Raw genomic sequence first — 19,425 nt, 5'->3', positions numbered from 1 at the left:
CTCTCCGGTTTGGTCATGGCGCCAAACTATCGGCCTCAACTCCCGCCATCACGTCATGAAGAAAAAGTCGATGGCGCTTTCCGGCACCTGCCCCCCACCCGACCGGTCGATCTTGACGAGCGTGGCGCGGGGAGCGCCGTCGCCTTGCGCGGGCGTGCCCTCGAGACCGTAATTCCATTGGAAGATCGCACGACGCTTTACCAAGCCGCGCGCGAGATCGCCGACCATGTCCGGATATTCGAGCACCTGCGGCAGGGGCCCCGACGCAAACAGCGGCACTCCGCCGTGAGCATAGCGCCGAGTCTGCGTCTCGTAGCCGTCGATCACCACCAATGCGTAGACGGCCGGCGGCGGCACCAGAACCGGCTCGGCAACGACCAGCGCGCTGACGGTCAGCTCGCTATCCAGCACGAAGATCTCCAGCTGATCTCCCGGATTGAAGACGACCATCGTCGTCTCATCGGCCACGATGTTGGTGCCGTCGGACCGCGTTTCGACGAACTGCTCGAGCGAAACGCTGTAATGTTGGGCCGTCATCGCCGTGTAGCTGATCGTCTTCGGCGAACCTACGCCTGGCCTGCCCCGGATCGCGATCAGGCGCGGCGGCGGCGAAAGGTCGGAGCGGGCGGCTGCGGGCTTGATCTTGAAGGCGACACTGCGAGTGACGGAATTCGGCGGAATGAACAGGCCGCTCTTGGGATCAATCTCGCCGAACGCAAAGTTCACACGCGTCGCGCGGTCGTACTGGAAGCGGTCGATCGCGATCAGCCAGGGCGTGCTGCCCTCGTTGCTGTGCTTTTGCAGCGCCGGTCCGGCCAACTCGCGGTCGTATGCGGGATCCGCAAACAGCAATGTCGCAAGCGCGACCGGGAAGGCCGGACGGTCGTGCGGCGCGAGCGCCATCGGCAGCGACACGGTCGGTCGCCACGATTCGAGCTCGCCGGCGCCCGGCGGCGCGGCAAAGGTGATTGCAAGCGCAATGCGGGTGTCGGCCGTCGCCGTTCGCAACGCGCTGCGCACGGAATCGGCATCGGCCGAGGCGAGATCGGCAACAAACTTGAGCGGCGGGTCCGTCTGCGTCGGCAACGTGAGCGTGAGCCGATAGACCGCCGGTCCGATCGACAGGATCGGCATCAGCCCGTCGAGACTTGGGCGCGCGGCGAGAGCGGTTACGAGAGCGAGCAGCCCAGCATAGTCGTCGGCCGAGGCCGAGGTGACATCGATCGTGATCCGCCCGTTCCAGTTGGCGTCGATTATGCCGCCCGTCGGCGTGCTCATCCGGAACAGCAGGCTGCGTTCGGAAATCTGGCTCTCATCGCGCAACAGCGCGGCCGTTCCGGCCATCCAGCGGAATGGAGACAGTTCGTCCGATGGCGGCGTCCCGAACGTCTCGTCTTGCGCGACGAAGGTGCGGCGGCGCTCGGGCAATTTGTTGGTCCGCGGGAATGCGCTTGAGCGCGGCGTGCGGCCTTGACGCAATACGGCTGGTCCCGCGGCGGCCGGGCGGCCGAAGCGCGAGAACTGCGGATCGAAGGCGCCCGCATCGTCAGTCAGCGCAATCGTCGCGTCGTCGCGCGTCGCATAGAGCGTGCCTGGCCGCTGTCCGACGGTGAGATGCTCGACGCCGGGAGGAATGATCGGCAGCGCGTCATGTACCGGGGTCACCTGCCCCGGATAGACCGGCGCACGCGTCTTGAGGACGTCGTCGAGATCGCTCTTCAACGGCACGCGCCGACGCGGCGGAGCCGGCAGCAGATGCAAGGCCGCCTGCGAGACCAGCTGCGACAGTTTGGGACGCTCGAACACGGGACGTTCATTCATGGTCAGGAAGATCGCATCGGGTGCGGACGCCTCCCCACCGAGCGCGCGCGGCGGCCAGGCGTGGCTGCGGACGCGGCCGCTGACGCCGGCCTTCTCATTGCGGACAATCGCCTCATCGCCGATGCCGGGCGCGAGTCGGGAAAGCTCGGCGATGCGGGCCGCCGACGGCCAGCCCAGCGCGCCGGAGGGATAGACGACATCGTCAAGGCGCCGCAGCGATGTCACCGCAGCAACGCCAAAATCGTCCGCCGCACTGATGATGTCGCCATAGGGCCAATCAAGATCGAACTCGTCGGCGCCCTCGAATTCGTCGGCAGTCGCCGTGCGGGCACGCGCCGCGGCGGTCTGCGCTTCGGGCGACGCGCTCAGCTGCGCGACCACCATCAGCGGATCGAGCAGCCCGTCGCGTGCCCGCCCGGGCAATTGCGACCAGTCCGCGCTCTGGCTGCTGAAGTCGCGCAGTTTCGGGCGGATCGACGCGGACCGGCCGACGGCCAGCATGCGGATCGCCTGCGGCAGCGCGCTTGGCGCGGCGTCCGGCGGGTCAGCGAGCGCCAGCGCCACCGCGCGTCCGTCGGTGTCGCCCGACGGGATCAGGTTGACGACATCGGGCCGCAGCAGCTGGACCCGGCTTGCCGCGAACAGAGGCGCCGCGCTCTGCCACAATTCGCGAACCGCGATCATCGCGTGAATCCACAGCGGCGTCTTGCTTAGTGCCGTGCCGGGCAAGGCCTTGGCGAACGACTGGTCGACCGGCACCAGCGCCTTCCAGTGCCACGTCGCGTCCGGGCCGGATTGCGCAAAGCCGGCCGCAAGCATGGCATGAATGCTCGCCTCGCTCTCGTTCTCGAGCGTGTGGGCCTGCGTGCGGCCGCCGAGCCCTGCGGGCAGGCCGGCCGCATAGTCGACGTCTGACACCTCCCATGGACCGCTGCCGCTTTGGTCGAAGCTCAGGAGGTCCGGAAGCGCGGCGCCGACAATACCGTAAACCCATGGCATTGCCAGCACGACTCCCCCCTCCATCTTGCCGATCCGGCTGCGGGTGACACCGGCGCCCACTGCGAACAGGACCGGCTGGACGGGCAGCGTCTCGTCGTGAAATGCCTGGGCGATCATCTTCATCGGGAAGCCGGCATTGGCCAGCGCACGCTCGACAATTCCCGGATGCTTGACACCTGCGGCCGGTGGAATACCGAGGTAGCGCGCCGCGAAAGCGTATTCAGGCTTGCCACCGTTGGACGCCCGCGCATCCATCATCGTCCGGCGCAGGTCGAAGATCGCCACATGATCCAGCGACTTCCACTCCAGCCGCCTGCCGTCAGCCGCGGACAGCGTGTGAAGCGCAAGGGCGAAGACCCGCCACGGGCCCGCAAGCGCGAAAGTCTTGCTGGTCGCATTCTCGGCCAGCAGCTCAGCCGGCAGCAGATGGCCGCGCAACCGCAATGCGACCTCGTGCGTGAGCGTCATGTCGTTCGCGACGGCGAGGCTGACGTTCTTGCCGTTGAGATTGGCGATCATGCCACCGCTCGCCATGGGAACTGCCGTGCCATCGGACCGCGACGCCGTGATCGAGGTCGGCCATTTGATCCCGCTTGGACTCGGCGCTTGCCGAACGGCAAGGTCGACCGTGAGCCGAGAGCGCCAGATGTCGAAAGGCGCGTTTCCGACCGGATCGAGCCGCTGGCACAGTGTGAAGCCGAGGTGCCTATCCTCGGCCCGAAACCGGGCGTGGCCCGCCGAGAATGTCCAGCTCGGCCAGGCTTCTTCCGGCCGCAACTGCGCAACCAGCGCGACAGACCCGGCGGTCACGGTGTCTCCGAGCGCAAGCCCGTCGATAAACGTTCCGCTCGGCGTCGTTTTGGCGATGCTGGCCAGCAGCGCGCCGCGCCCGTGATCGATCTTCAGCTCTTCGACCGGAAGCGCGAGCCCGAACCAGCGGACGGCATCGCCGATGCTCCAGTCGACCGCGCGAATGGCCGAGCCCTCATGGCCGCGAACTGCGACGGTGGCGCACGCGGTCGTGCGGATCTCCGGCGCCTGGTTGGCCAGCCAGCTCACGACGACCTGCCACAGCGTGATGCCGGCCTTCACCAATGGCACCTTCGGTGCTGTCCAGGTCAGCGTATGCCCGTCGGCGCTGATGGCGCCGCCCGACAGCTTGATCGCGCTTCCAAATAGCGTCGCGCGCAAACTCGCATCGCTGAAGACGATCCCGTTGGCATCGATGCCGGCGGCCTGCTCCAGCGTGAGTTGGAGCACGGTCGAGAGCCTCGCGCGCACATCTTGCGGATTGTTCGGGTCGATGGCGCCGCTGCCAAACACGCCCCAATGGACTGGTGGTCGCAGCTCGAATTCCAGCGGCGCCGCCGGCGCCGGGACGAACGACATCTTGCCGAGCTTGTCCCGCGTCACGCTGATCCGGCGCAGCGTCTTCGCCGCCATGCCGCCGGCGCCCGCTTCGAGGCCCAGCTCGACTATGTTGCCGAGCTCGTCATTGCCGTCGAAGCCGTAAGGGCCGTCCGTCGTGGTCGGCGACCACATCGCGAGCCGCCCGACGATGACGACACGCTTCAGCGCGACCTTGTCGTCCGCAGGGTTTTCGAACTCCACCGCCCACAGCCGCAACGGCCGGAACCGATACGGCCCGAGCGGAACATCGAAAGCGCGTGCGCCGCCCTCGTCGCAGAAAAATCGCCACTCATAGTTCGACAGCGGCAGCGTATCGCCGTCGAACAAATTGGCGGCCGGCCCCGACGCACTCTCGAGCGGATTGTCGGCGCCAGCGAATTTCAGCCCCTTGAGCGGCAAGTTGCTGAACCAGAATTTGCCGTGCGCCCCGAGCAGGCTCACCGCGAACGCTTCCGTGGGCGTCGCGAACTGCCAATCGGCCTTGTTGACCGTCGCCGCCCGCAGCGCTAGCCGTCCGCCCGAGACGAGCGGCTTCGGCATGTCCCATGGCGCGAACGCTAGTCCGAAATTGCGTGTGTCGATCGATTTGCCGTCGGCGCTGCGCGCGGCGATCGCAAATCCCGTGGCATTGACTTCACCGCTGTCGGGTTTCGGCTTCTCGATCAGGCCCGACCATTGCAGCGCCTCGCCGCTGATCTTGAACACGCCCGACACGCCCCGCAGCGCCGATTTGCCCCACGCCTTCTCGCCAACCGCGCCCTGCCACAGGCTGTACATGCCGATCGGCGCGAAGAACGTCGCAATCTCGACGCGAGGGTCGAACCCGAATGCCGGCGACCATGTGTAGGGCTCGTACAACCCCGTGATCGCGACATTGACCGGGGTGGCCGAGGCGCTGATCCATGGCGTCGCGTAGGCCAGCTGCGTCCGCGTCAAGGCCAGCCTGTCGGCGGCGGCCATCCAGGCCGCCGTCAGCGCAGCCGGATCGAGCGAGGTGGGCGGTTGCGGCGCGGTCTTGTCCGTCGAATCGGAATCGGCTTCGGTCGAACGCCGCGGCGCGACCGCTGCGAAATAGCCGTCGAGGATCGGCAGATCGAAGCGCAGCGCCATGCGCATATCGGCGAGGTTGAGCGCCCTGAGGGACGCCGCCGCGAACTCGGTGCCCGGCAATGTCGGCATCACCATGGTGACGGACGGCGTCTCGGACCAGCCGGGCTTGCCGGCGCCGCTCTGCGGCCACGGCCAGCCGCTGTCGTCCAACGCGCTGCCGGGATCGAACGACAGCCGCGACTGCCGCAGCCACAGCTTCGCCGTGGCGCTCCAGCGCAGCTCGCCGCCGGCCTCTTCGTTGCGAAGACGGTGGGCGACGAGCTCGCGCGAGAGTGACGGCTCGGTTGAGGAGGCCGCCGTGCGCGTCATGTCGGTCGACGCCGCCAGCGGCAGCGTCTCGTGGCCAAGCCAGGCTGTCGCCACAATGGCCGGCCAGCCGACCGGCGTCTGTTTTGGGATCGGCCCTTGAAACTTGACGGTCACGGGCGTGTCCGGCGCGTCGGTCCGAAACGCGCCGAGCGAGACGCCGAACCCGGCATCGGCATCCTCGCCGAAGCGCAATTCGACATCGCGGACCGCGGCCGGCCCGCCGCGCAGGGTCGGGACGATCTCGGTCGGCGTGGGGCTCGAATCCGCGGCCCAAACGAACCCGCGCAAACCGCCGCGTGGCGCCTTGGCCTGGATCGCGACCGTTTCGACCGGGCCGAGCCCCGTTGCCTGCATGTATTTCCAGCTGGCCGTGACGGCGACCGAAGCTGCCGAATCGATCTCGGCCCATCGCGGCACGGCGTTTGCGCCGGCCACGCGCGCGACGATGCTGCCGATCAATGCGCCGCGGCCGATCTGCGACGATTGCGTGTCGTTGCCGGTCCCGATGTCCGCATCGGCCGGCGGCAGCGGGAGCTGGAGCAGGCCGCGCTGAACCAGGATGAAGACGAACGGGGCTTGGTCGACATCCGTCGGCAGCGCCTTGGCGGTGCGATAGAGCGTGCCGAGACGGTCCTGCAAGGCGGCGCGCTCGATGCCGAGCGGAATGTCCGCACCGGCGGCGCCGCGCATGGCGACGGTAAAGCCCGGCGTGCCGCCCCCACCCGGCCGGTTCCAGGTCATGTCGATCACCGGCTCGCGCGCGATGCGCAACGCTTCGTCGACCGAGATGTTTGGCTCATCCGCGGCCACGATCAGCCGCATCTCCATGTCGCGATCGAGCGCCTTGCGCTCGAAACGGACGCGGCGCGCGGCGACCGCTGCGGTGGATTGCAACGTCCCGCCTTCGACCTGATCCGAGATGATCGACGGCCGCGCGGTGGACGCGGCCAGATCCGCGCCATACACATTTGCCGGTCCGGCCAGCCGCATATTGTCCTTCAGCCACCATCGCAACCGCGGAATGCCATCGGTCGTATCCGGCCGCATTATGAGCGGACTACGCCCGTCGTCCTCCCGGCGCAGCATCTCGGCCATGCTCGACAGGGCCGCGCAAAGCCTCGGCAGCGCAGTGGCATCCCTGGCGGACGGGCCAACCAGGTCGAGCGCATAGGGGCCGCCGGCAAAGTCGTCGAGCCCGGTCCCGACCTTGTAGCCGGCATAGACCAGCCGCAGGCGAACCTGCACCCGCTCCAGCTTTTTCAGTTCGTCAGCGGATGCCCCACTCTTGCGCATGAAGGGTGCGAGCGGGTTGCGGATCTCGGCATCGAACTCAAGGCCGTCAGGTACGAGGTCGGCGACGAGGCCGCCCTGGTCGACGTTTATGCCCACCGTGCCGAAGGCGAGCTTGTTGGCGACGTCCAGCCATTGCGACGCTGAGCCCGGACTGTCGTTGCGCTCGCCGGTGATGCAGACCGGAATGCGGCCGTCCGTCAGCTGGAACGGCGGCACTTCGATTTCGCCGTGACTGTCGGGCTCCCACAGATGTTGCGACGGCCAGTCTGCAGAACCGGCATCACCGCGGAAGACCGGAACGGCGGTCGGCGTCGCAAACGGCTTCAGCCCGGCCGAGGACAACGTCTTGAGGCGCTGTGGCGCGGCATTGATGAGACTGAGCCTGTCGCGGTCGAACGGTTCGTCCGAGTTGTGATCCGGCTCGTTGTATTCGCCACGCAGCGTGAACTGGAGCAATTGGGGCACGTGGAAATCGACCTGATCGTTACCGCCGCTCGCCCAGAGCGCCGCCGGGCTAAGCTTGGCTGTCCGGTCCGACTGCAACAACACGCGCACGCCGGCGGTCGGCGCCGGCACGGAGCCGCGACTGAACGCCGTCGACAGCCGGGCCGTCCACAGAAAGCTGTCCTTTCCGGTCCTCGGTCCAACGAGGACGACCCTGCGAAGTCTGACTCCCCAGTCTGCCATGCCTTCAGCTCCGGTGGATGAAAGCCTGCGCCGGTACGGCGAGGCCCCGGTACAGATCCAGCATCAGGCGCCTGCCCGCGCCGAGCAATTGGTCTTGCGCGGCGCTGCGCAAATAGACCACCGCGTCCGTAGGCAGCTGGATCGCTGCGGATTGGAGGGCGGCGAAATCGTCATCGCCCGGCGGCTCCGTCAGCACCACCGCCGTGCCGTCAACGACCGAACCAATCGCTCCCAGTTCGGCCAGCGCCGTCAATGCCGCGGCCGATGTGCGCGCCGGCAGGACCAGGGTGACCCGGATGTCGAGCGGCTGGCCGGGTGTCGCGTCCTCAATCGCACCGAGCGCCTCGATCGCACCGGCGCCACCGCGAAGACTTTCCAATGCGGCAAAGGCCGCGCTCAACCGATCGCGGCGCTCGTCGGCCGTCATGGTCCCCTGCACGCTCAGCACATGCGTATGCGTCAGCATGAAGCAGTCCGGGATCGGGAGCAGCGGGTCCGCCAGCTTGTCGAACAGCGGCGCGATCCCGGGAGCAACCGGCATCGTCCAGCTCGGGATGTCGTAGGGATTGAGCTCGCCGTTGCGCTTGGCCTGCAAGGCATGCGCCCGCAGCCGCGGCCGCAACAGCGCTGCCATGTCGAGATTCGGATTAGCGCCTGGCCATTGCGCGCGATCGAACGCCGCCTCGAGAATCTCGCGGTTCGCGCGGTCGGTATCCTTGAAGTCGGCCCAGCTCCAATGCCACGTCCAAACCTCGCTGTCGGCAAGACGCAACCCGGGCTGCGCATCCGACAGCGGAATTCCGAGCAGCCATTTGGCGACCTGAACCGTCGCCGGCTGGTCCGGCGCGGTGTGGAAGATGGTCTGCCAATCCGCATTCGTATTGACGTTGAGGATTTTGGCGAGCTCATCGTCCAGCGCCTGCGTCGCCGCGGCACCGTAGGGTTCGATCTCCTGACGCCACGCCGTGGCGCTGGCGCGAAGCCGGGCCCAGTCGTAGACGGGATTGCCCGCCGCATCCGAGCCGTTGCGATAGGGCGTAATGGTCAGCGCGTGGGCGGCGCCGTTGTGGATCTTCAGCCACGCCGAAATCGCGGTGTCGTGAATCCGGAAACTCGCGATCGCACCGCGCGGTGGCCATGACGGCGCAGCCGAGTCCAGCGCCGCCGCGATCATGGCGCCGAAGTTGAGCCCTTTCAGCTCCTGCTTCGTCACGCCCTTGACGGAGGCATGGACGTTGAGCTCCCAAACCCGCCCGCGGCGGTTGACGACAGGTCCATGCTGAGGCGACTCCAGGCTGGAGCCGACATACTGAACGATATAGTGCCCCTGCTTTGCGTCCGCCGAGCCCGGGGGTGGCGCGAGCGGGTCGGGCGGCGATGCGAGAATCTCGAGCTGCGGCTCGACGGAGCGCCCCGAGGCCTCGATCGAGACCCGATAGCGCGCGCCGGGATCGGGTACATCGAACAGGTCCGGCTCGTGTCCGGTGCCGAACCAGAGATTGCGCGCATCGATATCCATGCAGTCGATGACACGGACCAGCGGCAGCCTGACGACGACCTCGAGCTTGCCCGCCGCCTTTGTCACGCCCCATGTGGGTGCGGACGATAGCTCGCGCCGATGCCGCGCCGTGCCAGCCTTGTCAAAGGCCTCTTCGTCCGCCGACTTCGCCCATGGCAGGTGCAGTTCGTAATAGGTTTCCTCGAGCGTCGCGCCGGCCGGCTTGGAGACGACCACGCCGGACGCCGCATAGGCCAGCGCGTGGGTGCGGAAGCCGAAGGGCAACGTCGTCAGTCGCAGCGCATGGGCACCGCGCCAGATGTCGGGCAAAAGCTTCTGGATCGGGAGCAACGCGTTGGAGTCGACCGTCAGGGGCGGAGCGGTAGGCAGTACCGGCGGCAAATCGCCCGTCGCCTTGAACGGGCCGAACGGCTCGTCGTAGTCGATGGCCTCACCATCGGTGCTGTGCTCGAGCACCCGGCCCCATGCCTTGTAGGTGAACTGACGCCAGAAGCCGACGCCGATCTCGCGGAAACCCAGCGCACCTTCGGTCAGGCGGTTGGCATCCGACAGCACCTCCTCGTCATGACGCGCGATCGTCAGCTCGAGCACGCGCCCCGGCTGCCGCTGCCGCGCCAATCGGTCGGCCCTGGCGATATCCTTCAGGCTCTCGCTGTCCGGCAGGAAGTCCTCGACGCGGCGGGCCAGCAGCACGACCGGCGGCGCCATCGGCTCGGTACGATGCAGCACCGCGTCGGCAAACGCATTGGCCGTGAAGTTGCCGGCATCGTCGAGCAACGCGCCCGCCAGGGTCGGCTGCGAACGCTTCGCACCGCTCTCGCCGTGCACGGCCTCGACGAAATTATCGTAACGGCCGAACGGCCGTATAGCATAGCGACGCACGTGACCGAAGCGGTCCTTCTCGACCAGCATGATCTCGACCCTGCCGTCGGGCCCCGGCGCGACACGCCACGGATCCGGACGCGTGATCGTCGCAAACGCGATCAACGGCTCGAGTGCAGAAGGCGCCGGCGGCGCAATTGGCTTTGCTGGTCCGTGGTCGATAAAGCGTGCGGTCCAGGACGCGACCCGCGTCCAGAATTCGCTCTGCTGAACGATGTCCCCGAGCTTGGTCGGCTCGAGCTCGCTGAAATAGCCCAGGAAGTTCGCGAGTGCGGCGGCGCAGGCCTTCGAAGGCCGAACGAGCAGCTTGCCGTCCTTGTCGGGCCAGCCATGCACGAGCAATGCGAGGCGTCGGGCCGGCATGGCGCCGAAACGACCGAACGGATCGAGCGTGCCGGCACCGGCCTCGAACAGCGGACCCGCGACCAATTCGAGTTCGACCGCGTGGGGGGAATCGATCTCGATGCCGATCAGGAGCTTCGCTTCGTCCTCGCTGAACCCGCCGCCATCCTTCTTCCAGGCCATGACGCGCACAACGCCGACGATGCGATCGACCATCCCGGCATCGAGCTTCACCTCGGCCGCGACCGTCTCTTCGAGCGGCGAAGGATCGTTCTGCTGCGCAGGCAGCAGGCTCGGGCTGGCGAGCACGCTGACCACGGGGCTTGTGACCGACCGCGTCACATCCATCACGTCAAACACGACGTTGTGCTCGGACGGCTGAAGCTTGACGGTAAGCACGTTGAATTTGATCCTGATCAGTTCCTCTTGCTTCGTCACCGCGTCCCACGCGGCAGCCGATTGACCTTCGGCGTTCCCGAGCGCAGCGACCTTCGCCTGATCGTCCGGAGCGGTAGCGAGATCGTCCCTCGCCTTGGCGGTCGCCTCGTCCTTGACGCTGGCGTCCTTGCGCAGATTGTCGAGGGCCGCGTCGGTTGCGATCGCCTCCTGCACCGCCTTGATCCGCTCGGCTTGCGACGTCTTCATCCTGATCAGGACGTAGTGCACCGATGGCTGCGCGCGAGCCAGGCGGTCGGCGGCCGGGCGCAGCGACACCTGCGTCAACGCCAGCGCTTCATTGTCGAGCAGGTCATCGCCGACGCCGATGCCGGCGGCGTTCGGCGTGCCGCCGTCGAACGAGGCGATGTCCAACAGCCCGTTCGGACGCGCAATGAGATCAACAAATGGCACCAAGGCGGCCGTCGCTTGCGGCGCCGCCGCGGCGTACACGGCGGATACGATCTTCAGCGTCTCGTTGATGCGATCCAGCGCGGCAGGCGCCTTGAGATAGGTGCGGTCGGCGGTATCGAACAGGCGCAGCGACAGCGCCAGTCCCGCCGTGCGCAGGACACCCCAGCCGTAGGGATCGCGGTCCGGCAAGGTCTCGTCTATATAGCCGGAGACCGTCGTCGCCTTCGGCATCGGCGCGTTCTCCAGCACCGGCTCATAGCGGCGATACGGGCGCGGCCCGGGCGCGTAGCGCAGCAGCTCGAGGACATCGGCGAGGATGGCATGAAGCTTGGCGGCGAGCGCGAGCGGGATCGACGTCGTGCCGACGCTGATGCCATCCGCGTTGAAGGCCTCCAGCGTCAGCTTGACGCCCGCGAACGCCGCGGGGCTGTCGCGCAGAAGTTGGTCGGGATCGCCGCCGGTCGGCTTCCAGTACATGTCCTGGAGCGCGCGCCGCAACTCGCCGACGGTCCAGCCGGCCACCGGCCGCGGTAGCTCCAGCGGGGCGTCTGGGGCGGACTGGACGCCCTGGGTCACGAGGCAAGTGGTGATGGCGGTCCCGGCATGCAGCTTCGGAAATCCCTCGAGCGTCGCGCGGACCGTGCGCGGGCGCCCGAGGGCGAACATGACGTCGATCGCCTCATCCGGCGGATTTGGCAGCAGCATGCGGCGGAGAATCCGCTGCGGCCACACCACGAGCGATTCCGCCCTCGAATAGAACGGGTGATCGCGCCCCGATAGCGGTGGCGCGCTGCCGTTGGTGCCGCCTTCGCGGATCGTGTCGCTGGGATAGAACGCCTCGACCTTGCTGAAATCGCCGGTCTCGGACGGCTCCAGCCCGGCCAGCCGTCGCGGCAGCAACTGCACACGCCCGGCGTAGCGTGCGATGCGCGACACCTCGGCATCATTTGCCTTGGCATCATCGACCATGCCGCGGGTCATGGTGTCGTAGTCGATGCTGAAGACGTCGAAGCCGCCGACCAGGGCTGCGAGCCCCTTTTTGCCGGCGAACGCGTCGGCAAGCCGCAGCTGTTGCGGCCGCGCGTTCCAGAACAATCGGGTGGCGACGCGCCTGTCGCCGTCGCGCCGCAACACCACCTGGGCCTGCGGCTGATGAACCATTTGGTCGAGCGTGCTGTCCGGATGCGGGTAACGCACCAGCAGCCGTCCTGCCTCGACCTTCATGTCACCGAAACCCAACGCGCCGAAGCGGACCTCGAGCGGATGCTCGAAACGTTCGACCGCGGCATCGACGACCGGTTGCTTGTCCGACAGGATGCGGATGACGAGATCGGCGGCGATCCAGCGCGACTTGCCGATGTCGCTGCCGTTGACGTTCAGCTGCGGCCGCAGATAAATGCGCGAGGCCTTGACCTCCGGATCGCTGTCGATGCCGAGATATTTGGCAAGTCCGTTCAAGCCGGCCTTGTCGATACGGTAGTTCAGCGGCGGCAGATCCTTGAAGCCGTCGGGCCTCGTCTTGTCGGCGACGCGGTGCGTGATCGACACGCTATCATGGCTGGCATCGTCCTGGATCAGCGTGAAATCCTGTTCGTTGGCGCGCGGCCTGTCGCCGGCTGCCGGGACTGACGGACGGCCGAGCGCCTCGGTAATGGCGTCGATGCCGAACAGGCCGGCGCCGACAGCCCGCTCGGTCGCAATCCGCATCGTGTAGCGGGTCCGCCGCCGCTTCAGATCATCCGCAGGTTTCGCATTCAGCAGACGATCGACCTCGGAATCTTCGACCACGAGCTCGAGCGCCGGGGCCACCGGTTTGGCATCCTGCAAGTTGGGAAGCCGCGGATAAGCGAACGTGATGCTGGCGCGCCTGAGCGGCACGGCCTCGTCCGGCGGGCGCTTGATTTCGACGACGACGACTTCCGGATCGGCGCGAGTTCCGGCGATGTCGACCGCCACCACCGTGTAGCTCAGCTGGACCGACTGGAGGCCTTGCAGCTCACGGTTCTGCTTCCAGAACGTCAGGGGATCGACGGGTGCCGCGCCGTCGCCTTGCGGCGGCTTCTTTTGGAGCGCACGGCGGAAATCCTCGGGAAGATCGGTCAGATCGTCCACGAACTGGTACTTGCTGCGCAGGATCACCCATTTCCCGTGTGCGGCGTCGTAACGGATCGGCGCACCGGCCTTCACCGTCTGGAAGCGCGGCCGTGCCGACAGGCCGATGATCCGCCGCTCGATCTCGTAATGCTTCAGATGGAATTCGGGGTCGTGATAGACGCTGTTCGACCTGCCCCATGTCGGCTCCAGATCCCAGTCGAGCGTGATGGTGGCGTCGGCGCGGCTCCCGACTGCGCCCGCGAGGCGCGGCTGCGCCGCCGCAAAGAAACGATCCGGCGGATTGAACAGGCGCACACAGTTTGTCGGCGCCGGTACGGGAACGATGTCGCTGCCCGCATGTCCCGCAGTCGCGATCGTGAACGCGCCCTCGGGCGGCTGGTCCTGGTTTCGCCATGTCGGAAACAACGCATCGAGGGCTGCCTCGTTGACGGCGAAGGTCATGCCGAGTTGCCTGGCGTCGATGCCCGGTTTCGGCGCCGTCGGCCACCCGTCGGCGGGATCCGCCGGCGCGCCCGCCGCGGCAATCCGCACCGCCGACTCGCAGATCGTGGCAATGACCGCCGAGCGCCGCTCGTGAATGTCCGCCTCGCGCGCGCCTCTGGGGTCGAGCAGGCTGCGATGGCGCGATGCCTCGGCGAGCATCTTTGCGGCTTCATCCGGATCGGATGGCAGCGACTGGGTCCCGTCGAGCGGCTGTCGCGCGGGTTCGGTATAGAACTGAGCTTGCGCCGGCGGAGGTGGATCGAGGAAGCAGGCCGGCATGAAACGGTGCAGCTTGAGCGAGGCATCATCGCCCTGCGCGACCACCGTGTCCCAGACGACATGGGTGGGAAGGGTCTGGCCGACGAATCCGGCCGCGCTGCCTTTGCCGTCCGGCGTCAGCACGACCAACTTCGCAGCCGCCGGAAGACTCCAGCCGTCGCCGAACAGCAGGCGATGATCCCAGGCGCGCGGCGTGGGGTCGTCGCTCGCCGGCAGATCGCGCCATGCCACGTCGGGCGGCGCGTAGAACGTGGCGCTGCTCGGCGGAATCTCGGCGCCCGGCGCCGAATGATCGCGCGGCACGAACTGCAACAGGTACCACGTCTCGCTGCCGACCCGGGTCGGGAACAGCATCGCCCAGAACGCCGCATTGTCGAGCGTTTCGCCGACGATCGCATCCGGTGGCGTACCGGGAGCCGGCGCCGGCCGCGGCGGGTTGGCCAGCGCGTCGTTGGTCTGTGCCGCGGTATCGACGATCTGGTCGCCCTTGTCCTGCACCTGGTTGCGCGGCGGCGCCGGCGGCGGGACCGGTGTGCCCGCCTCCGGATCCGGATATTGGGCACCGAGGCCGAGCTGCATGAAACGCGCGACGCGCGCGCGCGTGTCGTCCAGGAGGCCATCGTTGAAGGAAAGGCCGACGCCGAGGCGCAGCGTGCGGCCGAATGCGCCGACGCTGATAGAGGCATGCAGGCGGCCGCCGAGCGCCGGAGAGCGCGCCGCAACCACCAGCTCGACACCGACGGAAATCGTCAGCGAGATCGAGAAGCCCGCCTCAAGCCTGATCTCGTGACGGAATATCGTGAAGGAGATCCACACCCGCACCGAGAAGCTGATCGTGATGTCGAGCTGCACGGCGCCGTAGAAGAATGTTTCAGACGGATGCGCCACCGACAGATAGGCGATGAACTTGGCCTCGAGCGCAAAATCTGCCCTCGCCTCCACCGATGCGCCGAGGCTGCTGCCGCCGATCTGGCCCGAGAAGCGCGAGAAGCCGCGGGCACGGAAGGCGATGCCGTACAGCACCGCGCCGTCGGTGATGCGCAGAACATTGCCGCCTTCGACCGTGACCGCGAAACTGTCGTGCTCGTCGTCCTTCAGGGTGAAGCCGAGCTCGTAGGGCCAGCCGAACTCCTGGTGGAACATGGTCTCGTCGATGTACAGCGTCGACGACCAGCGCACGCTCTTCATCGCCAGCACGAGCGGCGCGGGCAGTTTCGGATGCTCGCCGATGTGACCGGACGGATCCGCGATCAGCCGCGCCAAAAACTGCTTGCGCGGAACCGAGATGTAGAGATAGCCGCGCATGATCGGCTTGTCGTGCCACGACTCGCCCTTGAGCCAGTCGGCGTAGTTCACCGCGATCCAGGCCCGGCCCGACATCAGGAAGGTGAGATCCGAGCGCAGCGCGGCGATGAAATCGAAGAGCACCGGATTGGCCGGACCGCCCTCCGGCGGATCCTCGGCAGCCTTGTCGTAGGTGCCCGGCGCCGAGGCCGTGTTGACGGTGAACAGCGCGCGCAGGGCCAGCGTCAGCCGGTTGCCTTCGGGCTCCGGCAGCCAGGCCTTCACATTGGCGAGGTCGCCCTGGTACTTCGAGACTTCGTCGAGCAGCGCCACCAGCTGCGCCGGTTTGCTGACGGTATCAGCACGCTGGAGGCCCGCCAGAGTATAGCGAAAGCCGAAGCCGAAGCCGGCCTCGCGCAGATAGAAAGTCCCGATCGGCGTCGGAATCGGTTGCGACATGCGGTTGAGCTGCGCGTAGAGGAAGAACGCGTGGCGGATATCCGCGTCGGCCCGCCTCAGCTCCAGGAAGCCCATCGCCGCCGACATGTCGGCCCAGCCCGAGATCGCCAGCTCGCCTGACGCGAGAAAGCCTTGCGCCGTCACGTTGGCCGGCAGCACATCGGGAGGGTAGATCGACGGCAGCTTGTCATCGACCGCGATCGCCGTACCGCGGACGCGCGCCATGCTGCCGAGCGACAATCCGACGGTGAGGCCGTCGAAGCGGACCCGCGGCAAACTGCCGCCGGGCGGCGGCGGCGCGATCCACATCTCGTGGAAGTCGAACTCCGGACTCGGAATATCGCCGAACTCGGCGAAGTTGACCTGCCCGGAAATCGACATCGCCGGCGCACCGCCGAACGCAGCGGATGACGGATGAAAGCCGATGCCGCGCAGCTCGAAGGAGAAGATGTCGAACAGCGAGGCGCGGACCGGCGGATCCACCGGCACCTGAAACTCGATATAGCGCGCCAGCACCCTGGGATCACCGGCGAGCGGCACCTTGTGCAGGATGATCTTGGTGCGGCTGAGGAACTTGAGCAGGCCGGCGTCGAATTCGCCGGGGCGCGGCCGGAATTCCGCAGTGCCAGTCAGTGTGAAGTAGAAGTGATAGCTGCCGTCGCTCTGGACGAATTCGAAGCCGATATGGGTGAGCGAAAAGCGAAACCGCGTCGACTCGCATGTGATCGGATCTTCGCTCTTGTCAATGTCGCCGCCGGCGCTGGACACGCTGAGCCGTCCCGCCGCGTCGGGACCCATCATGATGTGCACGTCGGCGCTCGCCTCGCCGATCAGGTCGGGCGGAAGCTGGCCTGAGCCCTGGAGCGAGAACGACTGGATTTCGCTGCGCTTGACCGCAAGCGTGCCGGCCCGAAACCGGAACGCGGTATTGACGCCGGCGAGCGTCACCGGTTCGTTCGGATCGGTCGTCGCCGTGAAATCGATGCCGTCACCGGAGACGAGCAGGTCGGTGCTGCGGAAGACAATGCCGCGCCCGGTGGTCGAAACCTTGTTGAAGGCGAGCTCGATCTGCGCCCCCTTCGCGAGCGAGAGGCGGGGATCGCCCGTGGACAGATCGAGCAGGAATTGCGGGAACGGCTTGGTGCCGGCGACGGACGAATCGATCGGCTTGATCGTTGCTTCCATGCCGAGGAAGGGCAGCGTCGTCTGCGGCCCGCTGACCGTGAAGGTGCCCTCGCCCTCGATCCTGGTCTTGAACGTGCGGAGGCTGAATTGCAGCTCGAGCGTGGTCTGCGTGACGAGGTCGCCGAGATGGACCTCGACCTCGAGCGGTACGCTCGCGACGCCGTCTTGAGTGACAGGGCGGGACGTCTCGACCTTCTTGACCTTGATGAACTGGGACAACTTGTCCGTGAACGCGTTGCCCGGACTGGTGCTCGGCTTCTTCAGGAACGGCAGCAGCCGCTCGGCCTTGTCGCTGTTGAAGCTCACCTTCGGCGCATCGAGATCGTTGCCGAAGTTGAAATCCTCGAGCTGCGTGACCGCGCCGATCGTCAGGCTTTCGTTGCCGTTGTCGAACGAGACGGCCGTCGTCGCCGCGCCGCCGGCGCCCTCGCGCAGCGCCCGAAAGAACTTCGCTTCACCGCCCTCGATCGCAACGAGGGCCAGGCTCGCCTTGAGCCCGGACGTCACGCTGATCAACGGGGCATCCGGCTTGTCGCCGTCGGCGGCCTTGGCATCCGGCGCGGCTTCGGTGACGCCGGCCTTGCCGTCACTGGGCGCACGGTCGAGCCACAGATCGGTCCAGAGCGACACATTGTCCGTAGAGCTGCCGAGCGCGAGTGCGCCCCAATGATCCCTGAAATCCAGGATGATGAAGGGGCGATAGGTGGTCGGGACGCTGAGATGCAGTCCGAGAACGGAGAGGTCGACTGGCTTGGTGCCGAGCGATCCTCCGCTCGGATAGGCCGGCATGACGACAATTTGCCGCAGCGCGTAGGTTCTCGCTTCGAGGCGGATTTCGATGCTCAGACCGCTGAGCGCATGCGTCGCGTCGGAGGCTGTGTCCCGAATCGCGCGAATGAGCTTCGTCATGAGATCGGCGACGGCCTTGCCGAGATCCGCCAATGCACGGCCGCCGGCGCCGGCCTGCCGCGCGATCCACTTCAGGATCGCCGCCAGCATGCGCTCGACGCGCTCGATCAAGGCGCTCGGATCGGGAAGCTTTGGCGGCGACAGGATATCGGGATGCGGCGGCATCTCGATCTGCTGGAGCAGGCGGTACAGCTTGTCCGCGCCGGTGCCGATCGCGGCGAGCGTCTTGCGAATGAGCTCGATCGGATAAGGATCGATCAGGCTGAGCTTGGTCAGCTTGATCTCGGGCTTGCCGTCTTGCGGCGTGTCGGCGGTGTAGGTGAGCTCGACCGTTGCGGTGAAGGCGAGGACGACATCCGGATCCTCCTTGGCCCTGATCTCGACGCGCTTGGCTTCGAATATCAATGCTCCACTGACGACCGGATCGGCGGGCGTGGCCGTGAATTGCAGGCTCGGCATGACCGTAAGACCGGTCGCGCGTATCGTGACCGGCCCGGTGAGCTTGCCGTCCAGCACGACGTCCGCAATCGGGACCGGAGGCGCATGCGACGCCAGCGTGCCGACGGTCCGGAACGCACCGGCGTCGATCGACAGTCCGAAGCCGGAGACGGTTGCGATGTCGCTCTTGGGCGGCTCGCGCATCCGGATCGCGCCGTTGCCGTTCTCGACCTTGAGCGTGAGATCGCCATTGGCGAATGCGACGGCGCAGCTGGGCTTGGGATCCGCCCACACCATCTCGATCGCCAACTGCGGCAGCGGTATCCGCGCAGGTAACAGTTTGGATAAGAAATCGAGATCCGGCTGCAAGGCCGAGAAGTCGAGCTTTGGGATTTTGATGCGCGGGAGGCGGAAGTCGAGGTCGGGAAGACGCGGCGCGTCGAAGGAAAATTCAAGCTCAGCGTGCAAGGTCGCATCGAAGACGACTGCCGCGAACAGCGTGCCCTGCACCGTACGATTGTAGACTTGGGCGTTCAGGACGGCGCCGGCGTAGATGGCGACGGACATGCGTCCGCCCTGCGCGGGATCGGGCGGCAGCAACTCGTCCAGATTGATCTCGATATGGGCCGCGGCGACGGCCTGGCCGGCGATCTTATTGGCCCTGAAAAGCGCAAAGCTCATGATATCGATCGATTGCGAGCGCAGCGCCGAGCGCAGTGCATCAAGCGCCTGATGGCGCAACCGCCGCACCGGGACGCCGGCTTCATGCTCGATGCTGTCCCAAGAGCGGATGCGCTTGGTTTCCTGGTCAAACAACAGCTCGGGGACGAGCAACTCTGTCGCGAGCTGGTATCGCTCGTCGACATTCACGGCAGCGCCGTCGACCGTTCCCGTCACCTTAAGCGTGACGTGCGTCACGGGCAGGGCACTGTCGAACGGCGGCGGCAATCCGTGTCGCGCGTCCCCGGCCGCGACGCCCAGATCGAAAACCAACTGGTCTTGGCTGCGATGAGCCAGAAGAAAATCGACCACGAAGCGCCCCCGCGCCCACT

At 66.9% G+C, this 19,425-nt stretch carries 2 protein-coding genes; both read right to left on the bottom strand.

Features of this window, described 5'->3' with window-relative positions:
* Window positions 1–48: 48 nt before the first annotated feature.
* On the bottom strand, window positions 49–7,629 hold the full coding sequence (locus ACQR1B_RS01100) for a hypothetical protein (protein ID WP_434832694.1): 7,581 nt from the start codon (window positions 7,627–7,629) through the stop codon (window positions 49–51).
* Window positions 7,630–7,633: 4 nt separating this feature from the next.
* Window positions 7,634–19,366 (bottom strand): hypothetical protein, encoded by an 11,733-nt coding sequence (locus ACQR1B_RS01095; RefSeq protein ID WP_434832695.1) that lies wholly within the window; start codon window positions 19,364–19,366, stop codon window positions 7,634–7,636.
* Window positions 19,367–19,425: the final 59 nt, after the last annotated feature.

The sequence above is a fragment of the Bradyrhizobium oligotrophicum genome (assembly GCF_051168495.1).
Taxonomy (GTDB): domain Bacteria; phylum Pseudomonadota; class Alphaproteobacteria; order Rhizobiales; family Xanthobacteraceae; genus Bradyrhizobium; species Bradyrhizobium oligotrophicum_A.
Note: the sequence above shows the minus strand (reverse complement) of the source record. Positions and strands in the feature narration are given on the sequence as shown.